This window comes from Streptomyces sp. NPDC005262 (genome assembly GCF_042872425.1).
Classification (GTDB): Bacteria; Actinomycetota; Actinomycetes; order Streptomycetales; family Streptomycetaceae; genus Streptomyces.
Genome location: NZ_JBIAKK010000002.1, coordinates 130,978 through 151,223, shown reverse-complemented (window position 1 = coordinate 151,223; position 20,246 = coordinate 130,978). Strand labels below are relative to the sequence as shown.

Here is a 20,246-nt window from a genome sequence, read left to right as displayed (position 1 = left end):
GGAGCCCCGGATGACCGACATACTGCCCGTGGCGGATCTGGTCGACCAGCACTGCCACGGCGTGCTCCGGACCGAGCTGGGCCTCGGCACCTTCGAGGCCCGGCTGGCGACGGCCGCCACGGCAGGCGGGCAGCCCGCCCCCGGCACCACCTTCTTCGACACGCAGACCGGCTTCGCCGTGCGCCGCTGGTGCCCTCCGCTGCTGGGCCTCGAACCCCACTGCCCGCCGGCCGGCTACCTGGCCCGCCGCCGGGAACTGGGCGTGCTGGAGACCGGCCGACGGCTGCTGCGGGCCACCGGCGTCTCCACCTATCTCGTCGACACCGGCCTCCGCGGCGATCTGACAGGCCCCGCCGAGATCGCCGTCGCCTCCGGGGCCGAGGCCCGCGAGCTCGTCCGCCTGGAGTCGCTGGCCGAGCAGATCGCCGACACCTCGGGCACCGTCGAGAGTTTCCTGGTCAACCTGGCCGAAGCCGTGCACACCTCCGCCGCCTCCGCCACCGCCTTCACCTCCGTCGCGGCCGCCCGTCACGGCCTGGAACCCGACCCGGGGCCGCCCGGGCCGGGCGCGGTGCGCGGTGCCGCCGGGCGGTGGCTCGCCGGGCGGGAGGCGGAACGCAGAGCGGCACGCACCGGCGGTGGCGGCCATGGTGCGCCGTACGCGACCCCCGACGACCCGGTGCTGCTGCGACATCTGCTGTGGACCGCCGTGGCCTGCGGGCGGCCGCTGCAGTTCCATCTGCACTCCACCGACCCGCAGCGGCTGGCGGGCTTCGCCGCCGCCACGGCCGGTCTCGGCAGCGACCTGGTGCTGCTGCACAGCTACCCGTACCACCGGCACGCCGCGCAGCTCGCGAGCGCCCATCCGCATGTGTACGCCGACGTGGGCGCGGCCCTCAGCCGGACGGGGGCGCGCGCCGCGGCCGTCCTCGCGGAGATCCTCGAGCTGGCCCCTTTCGGCAAGCTGCTCTTCTCCAGCGGCGCCCAAGGGCTGCCGGAACTCCATGTGGTGGGCGCGCGACTGTTCCGCGAGGCGCTCGGCCGGGTGCTGGGCGGCTGGGTGGCGGACGGCGCGTGGTCGCGTACCGATGCCACGCGGGTCGCCGCGATGATCGCCTCCGGCAATGCGCGCAGGGTGTACGGGCTGGTGTGAAGGGCGTCAGCGCTTGTCCTTGCGGGGCCTTCCCGTGGGATGGGGCCGCCGGAGCGAAGCGGGCGCCCTGTTTCCCGGCCCGGCCGGGAGACCGGACATGGGTGGGCGTCGCGAAATGACCGGGGGCCTTCTCCCGTGCCCGTGTGCGGCGGCAGGTATCGGCACCCCTGGCAGTGCTCGAGGTCCGGTCCCTGTATCCCCGGTCGCGTACACCCGATCCGCGAAGCGGGCGGCGTCGTCACGTTCGTGCACCGCGGTCCGGACCGAGGCGCGGGCGCGCGCGGCCCCGAGCGGGATCAGGACGATCAGCAGCCCGAGGCCCCTGCGCTCAGCCGGCGGCTGCGGGCTCCGGCTGCTCGGCGGCGGGGCCGGGGACGGAGGCGACGGCCGAGGGGCGCTCGCGCAGCGACAGCAGGACCCGCAGGACCGCGATCCACACCAGGCACGAGCCGAGCATGTGCAGCCCGACCAGGACCTCCGGGGTGTCGGTGAAGTACTGGACGTAACCGATCACGCCCTGCGCCATCAGCACCAGGAAGAGATCACGGGTGCGGCGCTGCGGGCCGGCCGGCGCGTCGACGGCCTTCAGCACGAACCAGAGCGCCACCGTCAGCGCCACCACGACCCATGCGAGATCGGCGTGCAGCTGCGCGATCATCTTCCAGTCGAGCGGGATGCGGTGGACGTCGCTGGAGTCGCCCGCGTGCCGTCCGGCCCCCGTGACGACCGTGCCGACCGCGATCAGCAGACCGGCCGCGCCCGTCAGCAGCCACGTCAGCTGTGAGACCGCCTTGCCCACCAGCGGACGGGGCTCGGCGTCGCCCTCACGGACCCGCTGCCAGGTCACCACGGCGACCGTGAGCAGCGCGGTGGAGAGCAGGAAGTGCGCCGCGACGGTGTACGGGTTGAGGCCGACGAGCACCACGATGCCACCGAGCACCGCATTGCCCATGACCACCCAGAACTGTGCCCAGCCGAGCCGGGTGAGGCTGCGCCGCCACGGCTTCGCCGAGCGGGCGGCGATGATCGTCCAGCCGACCGCCGCGCACAGGACGTACGTGAGCATCCGGTTGCCGAACTCGATGGCGCCGTGGAAGCCCATCGCGCTGGTCGCGGTCAGGGACTCGTCGGTGCACTTGGGCCAGGTCGGGCAGCCGAGGCCGGAGCCGGTGAGCCGGACAGCGCCGCCGGTCACCACGATGAGCACGGCCATCACGACGGCCGACATCGCCGCCCGGCGGACCGTCCGGGGGGACGGAGTCCAGCGTTCGGCGATGCAGAGAAGCGGGTTCCGCGTGGCTTGAGCGACTTCGGCTCGGGTCAGCTTGGGCACGCGCACCATCGTAAGCGGCGGCTTGTGCAAGCTTTCACGAGGGGGACGAGTTACCCCGAACCGTCGGGCCGGAGCGTTCCGTCCGTGGTCATTCCCAGCGGAAGAACTTCGCCGCGGCGCCCAGCCCGAGCACCGCCCAGACCGCGAGGATCCCGAGATCCCGCCACGGCATCGAGGCGCCGTGCTGGAGCACGTCCCGCAGGCCGTCCGACAGGGCGGCGATCGGCAGCAGCCCGAGCACCGACCGCACCGCGTCCGGGAACTTGTCCAGCGGCACGATGACCCCGCCGCCGACCAGCAGCAGCAGGAAGACCAGATTGGCGGCGGCGAGCGTCGCCTCTGCCTTCAGCGTCCCGGCCATCAGCAGCCCGAGCCCGGAGAAGGCCGCGGTGCCGAGCACGAGAAGCAGCAGGACGGCGAACGGGCTGCCGTGCGGCGACCAGCCGAGCGCGAACGCGATCGCCGTCAGCAGCACGACCTGCAGCACCTCGGTGACCAGCACGGAGAGGGTCTTGGCGGTCATCAGACCCCAGCGGGGCAGCGGTGAGGCACCGAGCCGCTTGAGCACGCCGTAGCGCCGCTCGAAGCCGGTGCCGATCGCCTGGCCGGTGAAGGCGGTGGACATGACGGCGAGCGCGAGAACGCCGGGCGCCAGGAAGTCGACGGACCTGCCCGCGCCGGTGTCCACGATGTCGACCGCGCTGAACAGCACCAGCAGCAGCGTCGGGATGATCACCGTCAGGAGCAGCTGCTCGCCGTTGCGCAGCAGCATCCGCGTCTCCAGCGCGGCCTGCGCACCGATCATGCGGGGCAGCGGGGCGGCACCGGGCCGCGGGGTGTACGTACCGGCGCTCATGCGCGCAGCTCCTTGCCGGTCAGTTCCAGGAAGACGTCCTCCAGGGTGTGGCGCTCGACGGAGATGCCGTCCGGCATCACGCCGTGCTGCGCGCACCAGGAGGTGACGGTGGCCAGCAGCTGCGGGTCGACCTGGCCGCTGATGCGGTACCCGCCGGTGGTGAGCTCGGCCGCCTGCGTGCCGTCGGGCAGCGCCTTCAGCAGCGAGCCGAGGTCGAGTCCGGGGCGGCCGGTGAAGCGCAGGGTGTTCTCGGCGCCGCCGCGGCAGAGCGCCTCCGGGCTGCCCTGGGCGATGACCCGGCCCGCGTCGACGATGGCGACATCGTCGGCGAGCTCCGCGGCCTCGTCCATGAAGTGGGTGGTGAGGACGACCGACACCCCGTCGGCGCGCAGTTCCCGTACGAGATCCCAGGTGGAGCGGCGGGCCTGCGGATCGAGGCCCGCGGTCGGCTCGTCCAGGAACACCAGCTCGGGGCGGCCGACGACGGCCATCGCCAGGGCGAGCCGTTGCTGCTGGCCGCCGGAGAGCCGCCGGTAGGTCGTACGGCCGCAGCTGCCGAGGCCGAGGCGCTCGATCAGGGTGTCGACGTCCAGCGGGTGGGCGTGGAGTTTCGCCATGTGGCGGAGCATCTCGTCGGCGCGTGCTCCGGAGTGGACACCACCCGACTGCAGCATCACGCCGATCCGGGGGCGGAGCGCGGCCGCGTCGGTGACCGGGTCGAGGCCGAGGACGCGGACGGTGCCCGCGTCGGGCCGGCGGTAGCCCTCGCAGGTCTCGATGGTGGTGGTCTTGCCGGCGCCGTTGGGGCCGAGGACGGCAGTGACCGCACCGGTGCGTATGCCCAGGTCGAGGCCGTCCACGGCGGTCTTGGTGCCGTATCGCTTCACCAGGCCACGGATCTGCACGACCGGCTCGTTCTTCATGGCCGGTAAGTCTAGGCAGCGGCCCGGCGGGCGAGTCCCCCGGGGCCGAATTAGGTGACCCTAAGTGACGAACTCCACCATTGATCGTTTCGGACCGTGGTTGTCAGGGCCGGAGGAATTACGCAACAATGGCGTTGTGAAATACCAGGGCGAGGCTCCGCAGGAGGAACTCGCGACCGGAGAGCGCTCGACGCGCAACCGGGTCGCGCGCTCCATCCTGGACCACGGCCCGTCCACCGTCGCCGATCTGGCGAAGCGCCTGGGGCTGACCCAGGCCGCCGTCCGCCGCCATCTGGACGCCCTCGTCTCCGACCGTGTCGTCGAGGCCCGCGAGCAGCGGGTGTACGGGGCGCGGACCCGCGGCCGTCCGGCCAAGGTGTTCGCCCTGACCGACTGCGGCCGGGACGCCTTCGACCAGTCGTACGACAAGCTTGCCGCCGACGCTCTTCGCTGGATCGCCGAGACCGCGGGCGACGAAGCGGTCGTCGCCTTCGTCCGCGCGAGGGCCGCCGCCCAGTCGGCGGCCTACCGCAAGACGATCGACGCGGCGGCCCCCGAGAAGCGCACGGAGGCGCTGGCCAAGGCCTTGTCCACCGACGGGTACGCTGCTACGGCGCGAAGCGCGCCGGGCCCTCAGCAGGGCGAGCAGCTGTGCCAGCACCACTGCCCGGTCGCACATGTCGCCGAGCAGTTCCCGCAGCTGTGCGAGGCGGAGACGGAGATCTTCTCCAGCCTGCTCGGGACCCATGTGCAACGTCTGGCCACCATCGCCCATGGCGACGGGGTGTGCACGACGTTCGTACCGCGCGGCGGACCCGCAAGCGCACAGACCACCACATCCGCATCTGCAAGCACGGCCGGGAGGAACCCCGCATGACGCTCCCCACGGAGACTGCCCACCCTGAGCTCGAGGGTCTGGGTACGTACGAATTCGGCTGGGCCGACTCCGACGCGGCAGGCGCGGCGGCCAAGCGCGGCCTCTCCGAGGCTGTCGTACGCGACATCTCGGCAAAGAAGAACGAGCCCGAGTGGATGCTGAAGCTCCGTCTCAAGGGCCTGCGCCTGTTCGACAAGAAGCCCATGCCGAACTGGGGCTCGGACCTGTCGGGCATCGACTTCGACAACATCAAGTACTTCGTGCGGTCCACCGAGAAGCAGGCGGAGTCCTGGGAGGACCTGCCCGAGGACATCAAGAACACGTACGACAAGCTCGGCATCCCGGAGGCGGAGAAGCAGCGCCTGGTCGCCGGTGTCGCCGCGCAGTACGAGTCCGAGGTCGTCTACCACCAGATCCGTGAGGACCTGGAGGAGCAGGGCGTCATCTTCCTCGACACGGACACCGCACTGAAGGAGCACCCGGAGCTCTTCAAGGAGTACTTCGGCACGGTCATCCCGGTCGGCGACAACAAGTTCGCCTCGCTGAACTCGGCCGTGTGGTCCGGTGGCTCGTTCATCTACGTGCCGAAGGGTGTCCACGTCGACATCCCGCTGCAGGCCTACTTCCGTATCAACACGGAGAACATGGGCCAGTTCGAGCGGACGCTGATCATCGTCGACGAGGACGCCTACGTCCACTACGTCGAGGGCTGCACCGCGCCGATCTACTCCTCGGACTCGCTGCACTCCGCCGTTGTCGAGATCATCGTTAAGAAGGGCGGCCGCTGCCGCTACACGACGATCCAGAACTGGTCGAACAACGTCTACAACCTGGTCACCAAGCGCGCCGTGGCGTACGAGGGCGCGACCATGGAGTGGGTCGACGGCAACATCGGCTCCAAGGTCACCATGAAGTACCCGGCCGTCTACCTGATGGGCGAGCACGCCAAGGGCGAGACGCTCTCCATCGCCTTCGCGGGCGAGGGCCAGCACCAGGACGCCGGATCCAAGATGGTCCACATGGCGCCGAACACCTCCTCCAACATCGTCTCCAAGTCGGTGGCGCGAGGCGGCGGCCGTACCTCGTACCGCGGTCTGGTCGAGATCGGCGAGGGCGCCGCGGGCTCCAAGTCCAACGTGCTGTGCGACGCGCTCCTGGTCGACACGATCTCCCGCTCCGACACGTACCCGTACGTGGACGTCCGCGAGGACGACGTGTCCATGGGTCACGAGGCCACCGTCTCCAAGGTCTCCGAGGACCAGCTCTTCTACCTGATGAGCCGTGGTCTGACCGAGTTCGAGGCCATGGCCATGATCGTGCGCGGCTTCGTCGAGCCGATCGCGCGCGAGCTGCCCATGGAGTACGCGCTCGAGCTCAACCGGCTGATCGAGCTGCAGATGGAGGGTTCGGTCGGCTAGCACAGCCTGACGACCGAATCCCCCGACTTTTGACAGAGAAAGCGAGCACTACGACAGCCATGGCTGAGGCTCAGAACATTCCGGCGGGGTCCACCACCACCGGGTCCATCGCGGTGGCCGCCGAGTCGACCGTCGCCACGCGCACGAGTGCGCCCCCGTCCTTCGACGTAGCGGACTTCCCGGTCCCGCACGGCCGCGAGGAGGAGTGGCGATTCACGCCGCTGGAGCGGCTGCGCGGGCTGCACGACGGCACCGCCGTCGCGACCGGTGGTGCCGTCAAGGTCGCCGTGGAGGCCCCCGAGGGCGTCACCGTGGAGACCGTCGGCCGTGACGACGCCCGGCTCGGCCGGGCCGGCACCCCGGTGGACCGCGTCGCCGCCCAGGCGTACTCGTCCTTCGAGCGGGCCTCGGTCATCACGGTCGCCAAGGAGGCAGTGCTTCCCGAGCCGATCCGGATCGCCGTGCACGGCGAGGGCGGTGTGGCCTACGCCCACCAGGTCGTCGAGCTCGGAGCCTTCGCCGAGGCCGTCGTCGTCATCGACCACACCGGTGACGCGGTCGTCGCGGGCAACGTCGAGTACGTCCTCGGTGACGGCGCGAAGCTCACCGTCGTCTCCGTCCAGGACTGGGACGACACCGCCGTCCACGCCGCCCAGCACAACGCGCTGATCGGCCGGGACGCCACCTTCAAGTCGATCGTCGTCACCTTCGGCGGCGACCTGGTCCGGCTCCACCCGCGGGTCGCCTACGCGGGCACGGGTGGCGAGGCCGAGCTCTTCGGTCTGTACTTCACCGACAAGGGCCAGCACCAGGAGCACCGCCTCCTGGTCGACCACAACACCCCGCACTGCAAGTCCAACGCCGTCTACAAGGGCGCGTTGCAGGGCCAGGACGCGCACGCCGTCTGGATCGGTGACGTCCTCATCCAGGCCAAGGCCGAGGGCACCGACACGTACGAGATGAACCGCAACCTGGTTCTCACGGACGGTGCGCGGGTCGACTCCGTGCCGAACCTGGAGATCGAGACCGGCGAGATCGTCGGCGCCGGTCACGCCTCCGCCACCGGCCGCTTCGACGACGAGCAGCTCTTCTACCTGATGTCCCGCGGCATCCCGGCCGAGGAGGCCCGACGGCTCGTCGTGCGCGGTTTCTTCGCCGAGCTCGTCCAGCAGATCGGTCTGCCGGACGTCGAGGCCCGTCTGCTCGACAAGATCGAGGCCGAGCTGAAGGCTTCCGTCTGATGGCCTTCGTCAAAGTCTGTGCGCTGAGCGAGCTGGAGGAGGACACCCCGAAGCGGGTGGAGCTCGACGGTACGCCGGTCTCCCTGGTCCGCACCGAGGGCGAGGTGTTCGCGATCAACGACATCTGCTCGCACGCGAACGTCTCACTGTCCGAGGGAGAGGTCGAGGACTGCATGATCGAGTGCTGGCTGCACGGCTCCAGCTTCGACCTGCGCACCGGCAAGCCGTCCGGTCTTCCCGCGACGCGCCCCGTCCCCGTATACCCCGTCAAGATCGAAGGGGACGATGTGCTCGTCTCCGTCACCCAGGAGTCCTGAGTCACCCATGGCAACGCTTGAAATCCGCGACCTGCACGTCTCCGTCGAGGCCGACAACGCCACGAAGGAGATCCTCAAGGGCGTCGACCTGATCGTGAAGCAGGGCGAGACCCACGCCATCATGGGCCCCAACGGGTCCGGCAAGTCGACCCTCGCGTACTCCCTCGCGGGTCACCCCAAGTACACGATCACCAGCGGCACGGTGACCCTGGACGGCGAGGACGTCCTGGCGATGACCGTCGACGAGCGCGCCCGCGCCGGCCTCTTCCTGGCCATGCAGTACCCGGTCGAGATCCCCGGTGTCTCGGTCTCCAACTTCCTGCGTACCTCCGCCACCGCCGTCCGCGGCGAGGCGCCCAAGCTGCGTACCTGGGTGAAGGAGGTCAAGGAGACGATGGCCGACCTCCAGATGGACCCGGCGTTCGCCGAGCGCAACGTCAACGAGGGCTTCTCCGGCGGTGAGAAGAAGCGCCACGAGATCCTTCAGCTGGAGCTTCTCAAGCCGAAGGTCGCGATCCTCGACGAGACCGACTCCGGCCTGGACGTCGACGCCCTGCGCGTCGTCTCCGAGGGTGTCAACCGGGTCCGCGAGACCGGCGAGGTCGGCACGCTGCTGATCACGCACTACACGCGGATCCTCCGTTACATCAAGCCCGACTTCGTGCACGTCTTCGCCAACGGCCGTATCGCCGAGTCCGGCGGCGCCGAGCTCGCCGACAAGCTGGAGAACGAGGGCTACGAGGCATATGTGAAGGGTGGCGCTTCCGCGTGACACAGCTGCCGGGCCTCCTCGACACCGAGGCGATCCGCAAGGACTTCCCCCTGCTGGATCGTACGGTCCACGACGGGAAGAAGATCGTCTACCTGGACAGCGCGGCGACTTCGCAGAAGCCGCGCCAGGTGCTCGACGCTCTCAGTGAGTACTACGAGCGGCACAACGCCAACGTCCACCGAGGTGTGTACACGATCGCGGAGGAGGCCACGGCGCTGTACGAAGGCGCTCGTGACAAGGTCGCCGCGTTCATCAACGCGCCGAGCCGCAACGAGGTGATCTTCACCAAGAACGCCTCGGAGTCGCTCAACCTGGTGGCGAACATGCTCGGCTGGGCCGACGAGCCCTACCGGGTGGATCACGAGACCGAGATCGTCACCACGGAGATGGAGCACCACTCCAACATCGTGCCGTGGCAGCTGCTCTCGCAGCGCACCGGCGCGAAGCTGAAGTGGTTCGGCATCACCGACGACGGCCGTCTCGACCTGTCCGACATCGACGAGGTCATCACGGAGAAGACGAAGATCGTCTCCTTCACGCTGGTCTCCAACATCATGGGCACGATCAACCCGGTCGAGAAGATCATCCGTCGTGCCCAGCAGGTCGGCGCGCTGGTCTGCATCGACGCCTCGCAGGCCGCCCCGCACATGGTGCTCGACGTGCAGGCGCTGCAGGCCGACTTCGTGGCCTTCACCGGTCACAAGATGGTCGGCCCGACCGGCATCGGTGTGCTCTGGGGCCGCCAGGAACTGCTGGAGGACCTGCCGCCGTTCCTCGGTGGTGGCGAGATGATCGAGACCGTGTCGATGCACTCGTCGACATACGCCCCTGCACCGCACAAGTTCGAGGCGGGTACGCCCCCGATCGCGCAGGCCGTCGGCCTCGGCGCGGCCGTGGACTACCTCTCGGCGATCGGCATGGACAAGATCTTCCAGCACGAGCACGCGATCACCGAGTACGCGGTGAAGCGTCTCCTGGAGGTCCCGGACCTCAAGATCATCGGTCCGGCCACCGCGGAGGACCGCGGCGCCACGATCTCGTTCACGCTCGGCGACATCCACCCGCACGACGTGGGCCAGGTCCTCGACGAGCAGGGCATCGCGGTCCGGGTCGGACACCACTGCGCACGGCCGGTCTGCCTGCGGTACGGAATTCCTGCGACGACGCGAGCGTCGTTCTATCTGTACTCCACGCCTGCCGAGGTCGACGCCCTGGTGGACGGTCTGGAACACGTACGGAACTTCTTCGGCTGAGGGTTGACTGGTGAAGCTTGATTCGATGTACCAGGAAGTGATCCTGGACCACTACAAGCACCCCCACGGGCGCGGCCTGCGGGACGGCGACGCCGAGGTGCACCACGTCAACCCGACGTGCGGCGACGAGATCACGCTCCGGGTGAGGTACGACGGCGAGACCATCGCCGACGTGTCGTACGAGGGTCAGGGCTGCTCCATCAGCCAGGCCTCCGCCTCCGTGCTGAACGAGCTGCTGGTCGGCAAGGAGCTGGGCGAGGCGCAGAAGATCCAGGAGACCTTCCTGGAGCTGATGCAGTCGAAGGGCCAGCTGGAGCCGGACGATGCGATGGAGGAGGTGCTGGAGGACGCGGTCGCGTTCGCCGGTGTCTCGAAGTACCCGGCCCGGGTCAAGTGCGCGCTGCTGAGCTGGATGGCGTGGAAGGATGCGACGGCGCAGGCGCTGTCCGAAGGGAAGACGGCATGAGCGACAACGAGACTCTCACCACCAAGCCGGCCTCCGAGGAGGAGGTCCGCGAGGCCCTGTACGACGTCGTCGACCCCGAACTGGGCATCGACGTCGTCAACCTGGGCCTGATCTACGGCATCCACATCGACGACGCCAACATCGCCACCCTCGACATGACGCTGACGTCCGCGGCCTGCCCGCTGACCGATGTCATCGAGGACCAGGCGAAGTCCGCGACCGACGGCATCGTCAGTGAGCTGCGGATCAACTGGGTCTGGATGCCGCCGTGGGGGCCGGACAAGATCACGGATGACGGGCGCGAGCAGCTGCGTGCGCTCGGCTTCAACGTCTGAGACACCTGCATCGTCGAACGGCCCCCGGCTTCCGCCGGGGGCCGTTCGACGTTGTTCGTCTGCCGTACGCAAGGTGTGTGTCCGCCGTTGGCGCGGGAACCGGACCCTACTCCTCGACATCACGCCGACGAGAGGCACGCTGTGCTGCATCAGCTTTCGCTCCAGAACCGCCGGGCGGCCACCGCCGCGGCCGGCGTTCTTGTGCTGGCCACCCTGGGGCTGAACTCCCCCGCGCACGCCGCCACTTACGGGACCCCGACGATCACTCTGTCGGCCGCCTACCTTTCCGGCGCCGTCGCAGCGACCGGCGACCCCGTGGTCACCGTCACCGTCGCGCAGAGCGGCGCAGATGTCACCGCGCTCGGTGTGGCGGCGTCCGCCAGCTCCAAGTCGTCCGTCGCCGGAACCGGGGATGTGACCGTGACGGGGACCGGCGCCACCCGGCAGCTCACGGTCGCCGCGCACGCGCGCGGCTACACGGACCTCACGATCAAGGTCACCGGGCTCGGCGGCAAGACCGCCACCAAGACGCTGCACTACGCCGCGTCCGCCGCCGTGCAGAACTCCGCCGACACGCGCTACCTCACCGGGTCCTCGGACGCCTCGGCCGCCGTCGATGTCGGGGGCGGGTATGCGGTGGTGGCCGACGACGAGTCCAACACGCTGCGGCTGTACAGCCGTTCGGCTTCCGGTGCACCCGTGAAGAGCTGGGACGTCGGCTCGGCGCTCGGCGTGGACAAGGAGATCGACATCGAGGGCGCGACCCGGGTCGGGAACACCATCTACTGGACCGGTTCGCTCGGCAACAACAAGGACGGCGAGTACAAATCCGCCCGCAACACCGTCTTCACCACGACGGTGACCGGATCGGGTGCCGCCACCCAGCTGACGGTCGGCGGCTCGTACAAGAAGCTGCGGGACGACCTCGTCGCCTGGGACAAGGCGAACGGCAACCGGTACGGCTTCGCCGCGGGTACGGCGAGCGGTCAGGTGCCCAAGCAGATCGACGGGTTCAACGTCGAGGGACTGGAGTTCGCGCCCGGCTCGACCACCACCGCGTACCTCGGCTTCCGTGCCCCGCTCGTACCGCCGAGCGAAGGCGGCAAGGCGCTGGTCGTGCCCGTCACCAACTTCGACAAGGTGGCCGGGAGCGGGGCGAAGGCGGTCATCGGCACACCGATCGAGCTGGACCTCGGCGGGCTCAGCATCCGGGACATCCGGAAGAACGCCGCCGACCAGTATCTGATCGTGGCCGGTTCCTGGGCGGCCGATGACAACTCCGACCCGTACGCCCTCTACTCGTGGGACGGCGTCGCCGGACACGCGCCGGTCAAGCGGGCCGATCTGCCGACCGCCGACCCGGGCGGCTGGGAGGCCGTCGTCGACGTGCCGGACCTGACGGTGCCGGGCGCGCGGGCCCAGCTGATCACGGATGCCGGCTCTGCCGACCTGTACGGGGACGGTACGGAGGCGAAGGACCTCGACCACGCCGAGTGGAAGAAGTCCCGTGCCGTCTCGTTCACCGTCAGCAGCTGACGACCGGGCGCGGCTTCGCGTTCTGTCATGGCGAACGGCCATGTCCACCGGGCAGACTGGTGGACATGGCCGTTTCCTTTTACTCCATCGTCGTCGACGCCCACGATCTGCCGTCGCAGGCCCGGTTCTGGTGCCGGGTGCTCGACTGGAAGTTGCTCTTCGAAGCCGATGACGAAATCGTCATCGGCGCCGACAAGGACGCCGTGCCCGGCATCACCTTCGTCCCCGTACCGGAGGGGAAGACGGTGAAGAACCGTCTGCACATCGACCTCGCCCCCGACGACCAGGCCGTGGAGGTCGCGCGGATCATCGGCCTCGGGGCCACCCGGCCGGACATCGGCCAGAGCGCCGATGCGAGCTGGGTGGTGCTGGCAGACCCCGAGGGGAACGAATTCTGTGTGCTGAGCCCGAAGAACTCGCTCATCGACTGAGAGCCGCCTGCACCCGTACCGGGTCGGGCCCGTGTGTACGGGCCCGACCCGTTCTCACGGGCCGAACTGCGGGGGTACGGCCGCGGCTTCGGCGAGCACCGGCCCCAGGTTCTCGTTGCGCATCCGACGGTCGACGTACAGCAGACCGGTCACCAGCTGCGGGAACGTCGCCGAGACGAGCTGGCTGACCAGCTGTCCCAGCAGCGTCACCACCAGGTAGCCGCTCATGGCGACAACGACCGCTGCCGCATTCGGGTCGGAGCCCAGGCTTTCCATGCCGAGCACGCCGGGGAACATACCGAGGATCGAGAACGGCAGCTGGATGATGTAGCTCGCCACGGCCGCCATGAGCATGGCCAGCAGCGAGATGCCGAAGATCCGCCACCAGTCGCCGCGCACCAGCTGCGACGAGCGGCGCAGCGCCGCGATCGGGCGCTGCCCCTCGAAGACCGCGGCCGCGGGGGCCAGCGAGAACTTCACCCAGAGCCAGATCGCCAACGGGGCGGTGGCCAGAGCGCCCAGGATGCCCACCGCGATCGCCACCCCGCTGCCGGATCCGCTGTCCAGGGTGATGAAGGTGATCGTCATGGCGATGAAGGCGAGCATCATGAGCACCGCCGGGACCACCGCGACCAGGGAGGTCAGGAGCACCGTACCGATCACGGCCGGGACCCGCGCCCAGGCCCGGCGCCAGATGATGCCGAAGGTGGTCGGCCGGCCCAGAACCGCGTCCTGCAGAACCGCCGGAACCGTCGCGTACATCATCGCCGTGGCGGTCATCAGCACCAGGACGGCCACCAGCCAGACGGCGCCGAGGGCGATCACCAGCGGCACGACGTCCTCCGTGCGCGGGCTCTGCTGCGAGGAGAGCCCCATGACCCGGTGCAGAGGGTCGCTGACCGCGGAGTACGCGATCGCGACCGCCGCCCCGACGACGACCAGTGCCCCGCCGTACACGGCCGCGCCCACGCCGAACAGCTGCTTCCAGTAGCGGCCCATCGTGGAGAAGGCTCCACCGAGTATGTCCCCGAGGCCGAGGGGCCGGAGTGGTATCACCCCGGGCTTCGGCGGCGGCATCCAGCCGCCGCCCCATCCCGGTGGCCCGGGAGGCCCCCCGTACGGCGCTCCTCCGTACGGTGTGCCGCCCCCGGGCACACCGCCGCCCCACCCTGCGTCCTGCGCCACTGCTGCTCCGTTGTCTGTCGTCGTTGCTGTGTGCCGGTCGGGACACCGTAGCGGTCCGGACCCGGCAGGGGATCCCGGCCGGCGGCAACGACCGCCGCGGGCCGGGGGGGAGCCGGGTCCGGCACCGTTGTGTACAGATGTACGCAACGATGCGTACACTCACCCGCATGGGATACGGGCTGCTGGCCGCGGCCATCGCGGCGGAGGTGGCCGGGACGACGGCCATGAAGTACAGCGAGGGCTTCACCCGGCTGTGGCCCTCGCTCATCACCGTCGCCGGCTATCTGCTGGCCTTCTCGCTGCTCGCGCAGACCCTCAAGACGCTGTCCATGGGTACCGCGTACGCCATCTGGGCCGGGATCGGCACGGCCGCGGTCGCCACCATCGGCGTCCTGTTCATGGGCGAGTCCGGCAACCCGGTCAAGCTGGCGGGCATCGCCCTGGTCATCGCCGGTGTGGTGGTGCTCAATCTGGGCGGAGCCCACTGATGGCCCGCCGTTACGACCCCGAGCGCCGCGGCCGCATCATCGACGCGGCGATCCGTGTGGTGGGCGCCAAGGGCATCGCGGGGCTCAGCCACCGCTCCGTCGCCGCCGAGGCCGATGTGCCGCTCGGTTCGACGACGTATCACTTCGCCTCGCTCGACGAGCTGCTGATCGCCGCGCTGCGCCGGTCGAACGAGAACTTCGCCCGCGTCATGCGGGAGAGCGAGGCGCTCCTCGCGCCGGACGCGGACCTCGCCGAGGAGCTGGCCCGGCTGCTGGGGGAGTGGTTCTCCGGCGGGCGCGGGCGACTGGAGCTGGAGTACGAGCTGTATCTCGCGGCGCTGCGCCGGCCCACGCTGCGGCCTGTCGCGGCCGAGTGGACGGACGGTACCGCCGAGCTGCTCGCCGGACGCACCGACCCGGCCACCGCGCGGGCGTTGACAGCGCTGATGGACGGGATCTGTCTGCAGGTGCTGCTGACGGGCGGGACGTACGAAGCGGCGTACGCGCGGGAGATGCTGGCCCGGATCATCGGCTGACCCGGGCCGGCCAGGGCAGGCCGGAGCGGAGCGGTTCCGGGCCGGGTGGGCGTCGGCGCATCGCTCGCCGGCAGGCCGAACGCGACCGGCCGGGTCAGCCGCCGACCGCCGTCAGTGCCGCCCGCACGCTCGCCTCGATGTCCGTGATCGGATACAGCGCCTCGCGGACCGTCCGGTCCCGGTCCACCACCAGCGTCAGCCGCTTCAGCCGGCTGACCCCCGCGACCCGGAACGTCGGCAGGCGCAGCGCTGCCGCCAGCTCCAGCTCCGCGTCGGACAGCAGTGGGAAGCGCAGCCCCTCCGCGTCCGCGAACGACCGCTGCTCGTCCGGGCGTTGGGTGGAGACTCCGTGCACGATCGCCCCCGCCGCCGTGAACTCGGCCAACTGGTCGCGGTACGTGCAGGACTCGAGCGTGCAGCCGCGCGCGCCCGGGATCTCCGCCCAGCCGGGCGGATAGGCGTCCCGGCGGGCGTACGCGCCCGGAAAGCAGTACAGGACGGTGTACGGGGCGTCGGCGACCGGGTCGCTCAGCACGCCGTAGCTGTCGAGGAGTTGCAGCTCGGGCAGGCGTGTGCCCACGAGTGCGTGCACCCGCGCCGCCTCCCGGGACGCCTCCGTGGTCGTCGCCATCGTCTCTCCGTCTCCCGTCACCCAGGTGTCGCCCCAGTCCTGGAGCGCGATCAGCACAGGCAGCAGTGCCCGACCGCGCGGGGTGAGCCGGTACTCGTACCGGGCCGGGCGGTCCTGGTACGGCTCCCGGCTCAGTACCTCTGCGTCCACCAGGAGGCGCAGTCGCTCGGTGAGCACCTTGCGGGACATGCCCAGCTCCTGCTGGAGCGCGTCGAAGCGGTGCACCCCGCGCGCGGTGTCCCGCACGATCAGCAGGGTCCACCAGTCGCCGACGACATCGAGGGCCTGGGCGATCGCGCAGTCGGCGTCGGCCAGGCTGGTGCGCTGCGGCATTGCTTCGTCTTCTTCCGTTCTCTTCCCCATGGATTGACCCGCGGAAAGCATGCTGCCATAGTCCGTTCCCAAGGGGAACTCACTGGGGAGGGTGATGGGGATGGGGATGCTGCGGAACGTGCCGCGGACGGTGCGGCTGTTGGCCTTCGGCGCCTTCCTCAATGGAGTCGTCAGCTTCACCTTCGTCTATCTCTTCGTCTATCTGACCGGACCGCGCGAACTGACCGTCCCGCAGGCCGGAGTGATCGCGGGCATCGGCGGGGTCGGCCTGGTCGCCGGGAACTTCACCGGCGGTTGGTTCGGCGACCACTACGGCCACCGCAGGATGCTCCTCGCGGGCGCGCTGGTGAGCGGCGCGGCGCTCGTCACCCTGCCGGTCCTGCCGATCGCGGCGATGTACGGGGTGCTGCCGCTCGCGCAGTACGCGGCCGGCGTCGTGCGCGCCGCCAACTCCGCACTCGTCGCCGTCTCCGTGCCCGAGGGCGGCCGCCGCCAGAGCTTCGCCGTGATGCGCGCCGGGGGCAACGCGGGCTTCACCGTCGGCCCACCGCTCGGCGCGCTGATCGCCGCCCACTTCTCGTACGACTGCCTGTTCGTCGTCGACGGGCTCGGGACGCTGCTCTTCGCCGTGTACGCATCGAAGGTGCTCCCGGCACGCGGCACCGTACACACCCGGCCGGCCCACGACCCCGACGCGCCAGGGCTCAGGCAGGAGCTGCGGGCAAGGCCCGCGGTACCGGTGCTGCTCGCCGCGATCCTCTGCGTGGACCTCGTCTACCGGCAGCAGTACTCGACCCTGCCGGTCTTCCTCGCCGATCACGGCCGCAGCACCCAGTTCTACGGCTGGCTGCTCGCCATCAACGGCGGCGTCATCCTCTGTCTCGAACTCCCCGTGACGCACGCGCTGCGCCGACGGGCGCCGCTGAGCATCGTCGGTGCCGGTCTGTTGCTGGTGGGGCTGGGCTTCGCGGCACTGATCCCGGGGACCGGGGTGCTGTTCGCCGTCACCATGATGGCGTCGGTGACCGCGGGCGAGATCCTCTACAAGACCACCGCCACGGCCTACGTCGCCGACCAGGCACCCGTCCATGCGCAGGGCCGCTTCCAGAGTCTGTACGCGGGCGCCTCCATCAGCGGACAGGTGCTGGCGCCACCGCTCGGCGGCGCGCTCTACGCCACCGCGCCCGAGCTGCTCTGGCCGGCCTGTGCGCTGCTGGCGGGCGGCGCGGGCCTCGCGGTGCTGGCGGCACGGCGGCTGAGAGGGCCTGGCGTGGGAACCACGCGGGGGCCGGTACGCGACGCATCTGCCGGGCAGGTGCCACCCGTACGGCAGGCACAGTCCGGGTGACCGGATCGTGCGAGGCCGGCGGGGGCCGCGCGGTGACCGTCCGGCGAGACCGGTTGGCTCCGGCGGGGCCTCGCCGGTTAGGTTTCGTGTCATGACCGACACGACTTCTCGCACCACCGGCGCCGTCGCCGCCGGACTCGCCACCATCGCCGGCGACGGTTCCGTTCTCGACACCTGGTACCCCGCCCCCGCGCTCACCGCCGAGCCCGGCCCGGCCGGAACCGAGCGGCTCACCCCCGACCTCGCCGTGAACCTGCTCGGCGAGGGCGCGGCCAAGGCCATCGGCGTGGACGCCCGCCGCGGTGTCGAGGTCGTCGCCGTCCGTACGGTCATCGCCTCGCTCGACGACAAGCCGCTCGATGCGCACGACGCGTACCTGCGCCTGCACCTCCTCTCGCACCGCCTCGTCCAGCCGCACGGCCAGAACCTGGACGGTCTTTTCGGTCTCCTCACCAACGTCGCCTGGACGTCGCTCGGTCCGGTCGCCGTCGACGACCTGGAGAAGGTGCGGCTGAACGCCCGCGCCGACGGCCTGCACCTCCAGGTCACCTCGGTCGACAAGTTCCCCCGGATGACGGACTACGTCGCGCCGAAGGGCGTCCGGATCGCCGACGCCGACCGGGTCAGGCTCGGGGCGCACCTCGCCGCCGGTACGACCGTCATGCACGAGGGCTTCGTCAACTTCAACGCCGGCACGCTCGGCACGTCGATGGTCGAGGGCCGCATCTCCGCGGGCGTCGTCGTCGGCAACGGCTCCGACATCGGCGGCGGCGCCTCCACGATGGGCACCCTCTCCGGCGGCGGCAAGGAGCGCATCGTCATCGGTGAGCGCTGCCTGATCGGCGCCGAGGCGGGCGTCGGGATCGCGCTCGGCGACGAGTGCGTCGTCGAGGCCGGTCTGTACATCACCGCGGGTACGCGGATCACGCTGCCGGACGGCCAGATCGTCAAGGCGCGAGAGCTCTCCGGTGCCTCGAACATCCTCTTCCGCCGCAACTCGGTCACCGGCGCCGTCGAGGCCCGCCCGAACAACGCGGTGTGGGACGGCCTCAACGAGGTCCTGCACAGCCACAACTAACGTGTAGCGGCGAGCAGTTCCTCGTACGCCTTCCGCAGCCCGTCGGCCGCCTCGCGCCCGGCGGGCTGCAGTGGTTCCCGGACCGGGCCCGCGTCGAGCAGCGCCTTGACCGTCACGGTGCCGGGCAGGCCGGACGCCATCATCAACTCGGCGAGCGGCACAGTCAGCCGATTGAGCCGGGCGGCCTCCGCGGTGTCCCCGGCGTCGAACGCGTCGAGTACCGCGCGCAGTTGCCGAGGGGCCACATTGGCGACCGTGCTGACATAGCCCGCCGCGCCCACCGCGTACAGCGGCAGGTTGAGCTCCTCGCAACCCGAGTAGTACGCGAGCGAGGTCGCGCCGATCACCTTTGTCGACCCGAGCAGGTCGTACGCGCAGTCCTTCACCGCCACGATGCGCGGGTGCTCGGCCAGCCGCAACAGGGTCGCCGGCCCGATCCGGGTGCCGGTGCGGCCGGGGATGTCGTACAGCATCAGCGGAATGCCGCTCGCGTCGGCGACGCGAGCGAAGTGCGCCTCGACGGCGGCCTGCGGGGGCCTGCTGTAGTACGGCGTCACGACCAACAGCCCGTCCGCGCCGGCCTGTTCGGCTTGCTGCGCCAGCTGCACGGTGTGCCGGGTGTCCGCACTGCCGACCCCCGTGACGAGCGGTACGCCGTCTCCGACCGCTTCCCGGACCGCGCGCAGCAGTGCGGTCTTCTCTGCGTCGGTGGTGGTCGGGGACTCGCCGGTGGTTCCGCTGAGCACCAGGCCGTCGCAGCCGTCGGCGACGAGGCCGACGGCATGCTTCCCGGCCCTGTCCAGGTCCAGGTCGCCGTCGGCGGTGAACGGAGTGATCATGGCGCAGAGGGCGCGGCCGAAGGGAGCTACGGAAGCTGTCATGTCCGAAGTGTCGGACGGCGGGACCGTAAAGGTCCACTTAGTTCTTCTTGGGGTGAAGAGGAAGGAACGCTGAACAATGGCCATAGGAGCCCGGTCCACACTCTGGCATGATCGAACGCCTATGCGGCAGGCCGATACGGGGGCGGGTGCATGAGCATGCGGGGAACGGCGAACACGGGGAACCGGACGCGAAGGGCGGTCGCGGCCGCGTGCATGGCCGGAGCGTCGGTCCTGTCGCTGTCAGGATGCGCCGGATTGTTCGTGCCGGCGGGCGAGGGGGAGCCTGCGCCGGCGCCGAGCGTCTCGCAGACACCCGGCCGGGTGCACGCGGAGAAGCTGCAGCCGGGTGACCTGTCCACTGCCCCGCCCCTCACCGGCGACGTGGCCGGCCCCGCCCCTTCGCCGAGCACTGCCACCCGGGCCGGCTGCCCGGCCTCCGGCGTCGTCGTGGACATGGGCGAGGTGCAGGCGGCACTGGGTCACCGGGCCGTGGCGCTCACCCTCACCAACTGCGGCGGGAAGCCGTACCGGGTCGACGGCTACCCGTCCGTCCGGGTCCTGGACGACGAAGGTGAACCGCTGCCGGTCAAGGTGAACCCGGGCTCCTCGTACATGGGAACCGACCCGGGCCCCAAAGAGATCACGCTGAAGCCGGGGAGGACTCTGCACTCGCTGCTCGCCTGGGTCTCCACCGCGACCGGCGGCGACCTCATCGAAGGCGACGCACTGGAGATCGCACCGGCCCCGGGGCTGGAGGCGCGCACCTTCCCGCTGGAGGGGAGCGACGTACGGCTGCTCGACGAGCTGAACATGACCGCCTGGCGCACCGCGTCACCCCAGTAGCGCCGCCGGGCG

General features: G+C 70.3%; 22 protein-coding genes. 16 read left to right on the top strand and 6 right to left on the bottom strand.

The features are described 5' to 3' along the window. The first annotated feature begins 10 nt into the window (after positions 1–10). Complete coding sequence (locus ACFYP5_RS05875; protein WP_389031141.1) at positions 11–1,153, top strand: amidohydrolase; 1,143 nt, start codon at positions 11–13, stop codon at positions 1,151–1,153. A gap of 328 nt (positions 1,154–1,481) precedes the next feature. Here ACFYP5_RS05875 and ACFYP5_RS05870 read toward each other — a convergent pair whose 3' ends face one another. The 3 genes from ACFYP5_RS05870 to ACFYP5_RS05860 all read right to left on the bottom strand — a co-directional run bounded on the left by ACFYP5_RS05870 (position 1,482) and on the right by ACFYP5_RS05860 (position 4,265). Continuing rightward, positions 1,482–2,495 carry a heme A synthase gene (locus tag ACFYP5_RS05870; RefSeq protein ID WP_389031139.1) on the bottom strand — a complete coding sequence of 338 codons (1,014 nt, stop codon included), beginning with the start codon at positions 2,493–2,495 and terminating at the stop codon, positions 1,482–1,484. A gap of 79 nt (positions 2,496–2,574) precedes the next feature. Beyond that, a complete protein-coding gene (locus tag ACFYP5_RS05865; RefSeq protein WP_389031137.1) occupies positions 2,575–3,342 on the bottom strand; it encodes an ABC transporter permease in 768 nt (255 codons plus the stop codon). Then, a complete protein-coding gene (locus tag ACFYP5_RS05860) occupies positions 3,339–4,265 on the bottom strand; it encodes an ABC transporter ATP-binding protein (protein WP_389031134.1) in 927 nt (308 codons plus the stop codon). Before ACFYP5_RS05860 ends, ACFYP5_RS05865 begins: the two co-directional genes overlap by 4 nt. Positions 4,266–4,401: 136 nt before the next feature. Between ACFYP5_RS05860 and ACFYP5_RS05855 the strand changes: the two genes are divergently transcribed. From ACFYP5_RS05855 to ACFYP5_RS05810, 10 genes are all read left to right on the top strand, one after another. Beyond that, the gene (locus ACFYP5_RS05855; RefSeq protein WP_389031131.1) at positions 4,402–5,142 is read left to right on the top strand and encodes a helix-turn-helix transcriptional regulator; all 741 of its coding nucleotides are present in this window, start codon (positions 4,402–4,404) and stop codon (positions 5,140–5,142) included. After that, positions 5,139–6,560: a Fe-S cluster assembly protein SufB gene (gene sufB, locus ACFYP5_RS05850; protein WP_266986958.1), complete on the top strand. Its 1,422-nt coding sequence runs from the start codon at positions 5,139–5,141 to the stop codon at positions 6,558–6,560. The genes ACFYP5_RS05855 and sufB overlap by 4 nt, the downstream gene beginning before the upstream one ends. 59 nt (positions 6,561–6,619) lie before the next feature. Continuing rightward, positions 6,620–7,801, top strand: a complete 1,182-nt coding sequence (gene sufD / locus ACFYP5_RS05845; protein ID WP_389031128.1) for a Fe-S cluster assembly protein SufD — start codon at positions 6,620–6,622, stop codon at positions 7,799–7,801. Next, the gene (locus ACFYP5_RS05840; protein ID WP_030919832.1) at positions 7,801–8,118 is read left to right on the top strand and encodes a bifunctional 3-phenylpropionate/cinnamic acid dioxygenase ferredoxin subunit; all 318 of its coding nucleotides are present in this window, start codon (positions 7,801–7,803) and stop codon (positions 8,116–8,118) included. The genes sufD and ACFYP5_RS05840 overlap by 1 nt, the downstream gene beginning before the upstream one ends. Positions 8,119–8,125: 7 nt before the next feature. Next, entirely contained in the window at positions 8,126–8,890 is a 765-nt protein-coding gene (gene sufC / locus ACFYP5_RS05835; RefSeq protein WP_030919835.1) for a Fe-S cluster assembly ATPase SufC, read from the top strand. Then, on the top strand, positions 8,887–10,143 hold the full coding sequence (locus ACFYP5_RS05830) for a cysteine desulfurase (RefSeq protein ID WP_389031125.1): 1,257 nt from the start codon (positions 8,887–8,889) through the stop codon (positions 10,141–10,143). The genes sufC and ACFYP5_RS05830 overlap by 4 nt, the downstream gene beginning before the upstream one ends. 10 nt (positions 10,144–10,153) lie before the next feature. Further along, on the top strand, positions 10,154–10,609 hold the full coding sequence (gene sufU / locus ACFYP5_RS05825) for a Fe-S cluster assembly sulfur transfer protein SufU (RefSeq protein ID WP_037822147.1): 456 nt from the start codon (positions 10,154–10,156) through the stop codon (positions 10,607–10,609). After that, a complete protein-coding gene (locus ACFYP5_RS05820) occupies positions 10,606–10,944 on the top strand; it encodes a metal-sulfur cluster assembly factor (protein WP_030974666.1) in 339 nt (112 codons plus the stop codon). The genes sufU and ACFYP5_RS05820 overlap by 4 nt, the downstream gene beginning before the upstream one ends. A 141-nt stretch (positions 10,945–11,085) precedes the next feature. Then, positions 11,086–12,480: a DUF3616 domain-containing protein gene (locus tag ACFYP5_RS05815; protein WP_389031123.1), complete on the top strand. Its 1,395-nt coding sequence runs from the start codon at positions 11,086–11,088 to the stop codon at positions 12,478–12,480. Positions 12,481–12,545: 65 nt separating this feature from the next. Next, the gene (locus ACFYP5_RS05810) at positions 12,546–12,911 is read left to right on the top strand and encodes a VOC family protein (RefSeq protein ID WP_389031121.1); all 366 of its coding nucleotides are present in this window, start codon (positions 12,546–12,548) and stop codon (positions 12,909–12,911) included. A gap of 54 nt (positions 12,912–12,965) precedes the next feature. On the opposite strand, the gene ACFYP5_RS05805 is transcribed toward ACFYP5_RS05810, so the two are convergent. Beyond that, positions 12,966–13,988, bottom strand: a complete 1,023-nt coding sequence (locus ACFYP5_RS05805) for a hypothetical protein (RefSeq protein WP_389031118.1) — start codon at positions 13,986–13,988, stop codon at positions 12,966–12,968. Positions 13,989–14,263: 275 nt separating this feature from the next. On the opposite strand from ACFYP5_RS05805, the gene ACFYP5_RS05800 reads away from it, so the two are divergent. Both ACFYP5_RS05800 and ACFYP5_RS05795 read left to right on the top strand, forming a co-directional pair. After that, complete coding sequence (locus tag ACFYP5_RS05800) at positions 14,264–14,584, top strand: DMT family transporter (protein ID WP_389031116.1); 321 nt, start codon at positions 14,264–14,266, stop codon at positions 14,582–14,584. Beyond that, positions 14,584–15,120 carry a TetR/AcrR family transcriptional regulator gene (locus ACFYP5_RS05795; RefSeq protein ID WP_389031113.1) on the top strand — a complete coding sequence of 179 codons (537 nt, stop codon included), beginning with the start codon at positions 14,584–14,586 and terminating at the stop codon, positions 15,118–15,120. The genes ACFYP5_RS05800 and ACFYP5_RS05795 overlap by 1 nt, the downstream gene beginning before the upstream one ends. A gap of 94 nt (positions 15,121–15,214) precedes the next feature. Here the strand turns inward: ACFYP5_RS05795 and ACFYP5_RS05790 are convergent, their stop codons facing one another. Next, the gene (locus ACFYP5_RS05790) at positions 15,215–16,084 is read right to left on the bottom strand and encodes a winged helix-turn-helix transcriptional regulator (protein WP_389031111.1); all 870 of its coding nucleotides are present in this window, start codon (positions 16,082–16,084) and stop codon (positions 15,215–15,217) included. 100 nt (positions 16,085–16,184) lie between these two features. On the opposite strand from ACFYP5_RS05790, the gene ACFYP5_RS05785 reads away from it, so the two are divergent. Beyond that, complete coding sequence (locus tag ACFYP5_RS05785; RefSeq protein ID WP_389031108.1) at positions 16,185–17,432, top strand: MFS transporter; 1,248 nt, start codon at positions 16,185–16,187, stop codon at positions 17,430–17,432. Positions 17,433–17,523: 91 nt separating this feature from the next. Next, positions 17,524–18,510, top strand: coding sequence for a 2,3,4,5-tetrahydropyridine-2,6-dicarboxylate N-succinyltransferase (gene dapD / locus ACFYP5_RS05780; protein ID WP_389031105.1), 987 nt, complete (start codon positions 17,524–17,526; stop codon positions 18,508–18,510). On the opposite strand, the gene dapA is transcribed toward dapD, so the two are convergent. Continuing rightward, positions 18,507–19,391, bottom strand: a complete 885-nt coding sequence (gene dapA, locus ACFYP5_RS05775) for a 4-hydroxy-tetrahydrodipicolinate synthase (RefSeq protein ID WP_389031102.1) — start codon at positions 19,389–19,391, stop codon at positions 18,507–18,509. The genes dapD and dapA overlap by 4 nt on opposite strands. A 213-nt stretch (positions 19,392–19,604) precedes the next feature. On the opposite strand from dapA, the gene ACFYP5_RS05770 reads away from it, so the two are divergent. Further along, positions 19,605–20,234, top strand: coding sequence for a DUF4232 domain-containing protein (locus ACFYP5_RS05770; protein WP_389031099.1), 630 nt, complete (start codon positions 19,605–19,607; stop codon positions 20,232–20,234). Positions 20,235–20,246: the final 12 nt, after the last annotated feature.